Origin of the sequence: Trebonia sp. (assembly GCF_030042015.1) — a bacterium.
GTDB lineage: Bacteria > Actinomycetota > Actinomycetes > Streptosporangiales > Streptosporangiaceae > Trebonia.
This window is the reverse complement of sequence record NZ_JASIAL010000515.1, coordinates 1-2,586: the sequence shown is the minus strand read 5'-3', so window position 1 is coordinate 2,586 and position 2,586 is coordinate 1. Positions and strand designations below refer to the sequence as shown.

At 74.3% G+C, this 2,586-nt stretch carries 1 protein-coding gene and 2 pseudogenes; 1 reads left to right on the top strand and 2 read right to left on the bottom strand.

What is annotated here, in order from left to right:
• Together Q1N79_RS27590 and wecB are read right to left on the bottom strand one after the other, a co-directional pair.
• A pseudogene (locus tag Q1N79_RS27590) lies at positions 1 to 1,196 on the bottom strand (hypothetical protein); the annotation flags it as partial.
• Positions 1,189 to 2,277 carry a non-hydrolyzing UDP-N-acetylglucosamine 2-epimerase gene (wecB, locus tag Q1N79_RS27585; RefSeq protein ID WP_300613973.1) on the bottom strand — a complete coding sequence of 363 codons (1,089 nt, stop codon included), beginning with the start codon at positions 2,275 to 2,277 and terminating at the stop codon, positions 1,189 to 1,191. The pseudogene Q1N79_RS27590 and the gene wecB, both read right to left, overlap by 8 nt.
• 76 nt (positions 2,278 to 2,353) lie before the next feature.
• Here wecB and Q1N79_RS27580 point away from each other — a divergent pair.
• A pseudogene (locus Q1N79_RS27580) lies at positions 2,354 to 2,586 on the top strand (hypothetical protein); the annotation flags it as partial.

The following is a 2,586-nucleotide window of genomic DNA, read 5'->3' as shown; positions in this document are numbered from 1 at the left end:
AGCGGGCGGGCGGCGCGGGCCGCCTCGATCTGCTGCGCGATCGCGTGCGCCTCGGCGCGGCGCCCCGACGGGGCGATCCCGATCACCCGCGCGCCGCAGGCGGCCTGCTCCCTGGCCTGGTCCGCGGAGGCGGAGACGAACACCGCGTGCTCACGGTACAGGGCCGGCCGGGCGCGCCAGCCGCGCGCGCCGGCCATCCGGACGGGCGCGTCAGGGCCGCCGGTCAGCTGGCCGAGCAGCGCGCGGACCGCAGGCGCCTCCCGCGGGTCCCTGTCTCCGGCGTATAGCGGCTCGGTCGGCCGGGCGGGAGTCACCCCGACCGGGTTGAACCTGGCGAGCTGCACGCCGAGCCCGTCACGGGTGACCGCGTCGCAGGCGGCCGCCAGCCAGCCGAGGCCGGGCATCAGGGCCTGCGGCACGTTCGCGACCAGGACCACGGGCTTGCCGAGCGAGCGGGCCATGACGATCATCCGCGCCAGCCGTCGGCCGCGGTCCGCCGCCGCCGGGTCGGTGGCGTACGCCCACGGGGCGCCGGGCAGCATCGCCGCCGCCTCGATGAGCACCAGGTCCGCGCCTGTGCCCTCGAGCACCACGTCCGCGTCGTGCGGGAGCAGCGGGTGCACCACCGCGTCGGGGGCGAGCGTGGCGCAGCCGAGCGCGCTGAGGGCACCGGTGACGACCAGGCTGGCACCGGTTCGCGCCGAGCCCGCCAGGGCCAGCGCCGGGTCGGCCAGGTCGAGCTCGCCAGGCGCGGTCAGCGCGGACAGGAACCGCTCGCCGGTCCCGGCCAGGTCGGTGAGCTGCGCGGAGGCCAGGGCGGTGGCGGCGTTCTGCGCGCCGCTCTTCGGCACGCCCCGCTCGCGCCACAGCCGGTACAGGTCCCTGGGCAGCTGCGCGCCGCGCGGCCACGGGCGGCGGGCCGCGTTGGCGACCGTGCGGCCGAAGCGCATCGTCGCCGACTGCTCGAGCGCCGACAGCCTGGCCTGGGTCATGGCCAGCTGCATCCGGGTGTCGCGGAGCTGGCGGGCGAGCCGCTCGCGTTCGGCTGCCAGCCCGGCGTCCTCACCCGGGCCGCCGGGAATCGGGCTGCCGCCGGGATCCGCGGCGCCGGCGCCGGCATTGGCGTCGGCGTTGGTGTTAGCACCGACGTTGGCACCGGTGCCGCTGCCGCTGCCGCCTGGCGTCGTGTCAGTCATCGGCTGCCCGCAGCCACGCGGTGATGATCCGGGCGATCCGCGGCCCGGCCTGGCCGTCCCACAGCGGCGGGAGCTCGCCCGCGTACGGCCCGTCGTCACATGCCGCGAGCACGGCGGCCGCCAGCTCCGCGGTGGTGACGAGCCGGTTGCTGCCGCTGGTGATCGTGACCGGGCGTTCGGTGTTGGGACGCAGCGTGAGGCATGGCACGCGCAGCAGCGTAGTCTCCTCCTGCACGCCGCCAGAATCGGTGATGATCGCTGCGGCGCCGCGCACCAGCGACATGAACTCGATGTAGCCAAGCGGGTCCACCACGCGCACCCGCGGCGCGTCGAGGAGCCCGGTCGCCACCAGCGTGGCCCGGCCGCGCGGGTGCAGCGGAATGATCACGTCCAGCTTGGCCGCCACCTCGTGCAGCGCCTCGACCAGGTCGGCCGCCCGGTCCGGGGAGTCCACGTTCCCCGGACGGTGCAACGTGGCCACGACGTACCGCTCGTCCAGGTCGTACGCCCGGCGCGCGCTCGCGGCGTCGAACTTGTCCAGGTTCGCCAGCAGCGTGTCGATCATCGGATTGCCGACGAAGTGGACCGCGCCCGCCGGGCGGCCCTCCCTCGCCAGGTTCCCTATCGCCTCGGCGGAGGTGACGAACAGCAGGTCACACACCTGATCGGTGAGCCGCCTGTTGATCTCCTCGGGCATCGTGTCGTCGAAGCTGCGCAGCCCGGCCTCGACGTGCGCCAGCGGGATGCCGAGCTTGGCGGCGGCCAGCGCGGCGCCAAGGGTCGAGTTCACGTCCCCGTAGAGGACACCAATAGCAGATGAATTTTCGGTGAATTCTTGCTCCATGCCGACCATGATCTCGGCGGTCTGCCTGGCCTGGGTACCCGACCCGACACCGAGGTTCACGTCCGGTTCCGGCAGGCCGAGCTGGACGAAGAAGACCTGCGACATCCGCTCGTCGTAATGCTGCCCGGTGTGGACTATCCGCTGCTCGTGCCCGGCCGCGGCGAGCGCGCGGATAACCGGCGCGGCCTTGACGAAGTTCGGCCTGGCCCCGAGCACATGCGTGATCGTCGCGCCCAAGTTGCCTTCCCATGAGTACGTGGTTCCGCGGTTGAGATTACGGTTCACGGGGCCGCCGCCGCTAATATCTGCCCGCGTGACTGTACAGCCGACGCCGCGAGCGGTCGTCCTCGCCGCATCCGTGATGCTGCGACACATTTCCGGCGACCCCGTGCGCGCGCTGACGCTTGCCTGGCGCGCGCTGCCCCCGCCGTTGCGCCGGTGGATCCGGTTCGCAGGCCCCTACGGGCGCGCCGCCGCGCTGTGGGGCGCGGGGGACAGGCGCGGCGCGCTGGCCGCCCTCGAGGCACGCCCGGCCCGGCTCGCGGC